This window comes from Oleiphilus sp. HI0080 (genome assembly GCF_001635135.1).
Genome location: NZ_LWFU01001146.1, coordinates 1 through 706, shown reverse-complemented (window position 1 = coordinate 706; position 706 = coordinate 1). Strand labels below are relative to the sequence as shown.

Genomic DNA, 706 nt, shown 5'->3' with positions numbered 1-706 from the left:
CAGTTAATCGCCATTGCGCGAATGTTCCTTGCTCTTAATCGTAGACAGGTTGTTTTAAAATAAAGAGTGTCGTGGCAACGCCACAACTTAAAATGATGAGACCAAACCATAGTTTAGCCACCAATGTAACGGACAAGGCCATACTCAACCACATTATCACTAAGATTCTCGTTCTTAACTGTCGCTGAAAACCGAGGCCTCCCTGCCAAGCTCTAATCTGTGGTCCGAGATAACGATTAGCCAAAAGAGCGTCATGAAAACGCTCTGAAGATCGAGCGAAGCACCATGCAGCCAAAATTAAAAACACAGCACCAGGCATCATTGGTACAAACAAGCCAATAATCCCGAGTACCACACACAAACAGCCTGTCGCTATGAGGCTGACTCGTACCACAATATTTTTTTGAAGCTTATCCACGCCGACTGCCTTCGCATGTATGATGGGCGAACTTATATTCTGCCGCATAGTACCAAACTGGCTAGTTTCAAATAAGCTCTCATCGCGAAAAGCGCTCATTAGTTGAAGGATAAAACCAGCGAATTCACTTTCTTATACCCACTTTCTAGGCTTCCACAGACATAGAACATACAATACCGCTTTTTTAAGGAGAACATTCATGTCGATATCAAAAAATAGCGTAGTTCAATTCCATTATCGTTTAAGCCATGAGGGGCAAGAAATTGAAAACTCCCGCGATGGCGATCC

General features: G+C 43.3%; 1 protein-coding gene. It reads right to left on the bottom strand.

Features of this window, described 5'->3' with window-relative positions; translation table 11 throughout:
* Positions 1–34: 34 nt before the first annotated feature.
* Positions 35–418 (bottom strand): YbaN family protein, encoded by a 384-nt coding sequence (locus A3751_RS20555; protein WP_197466074.1) that lies wholly within the window; start codon positions 416–418, stop codon positions 35–37.
* Between the last annotated feature and the right edge of the window lie 288 nt (positions 419–706).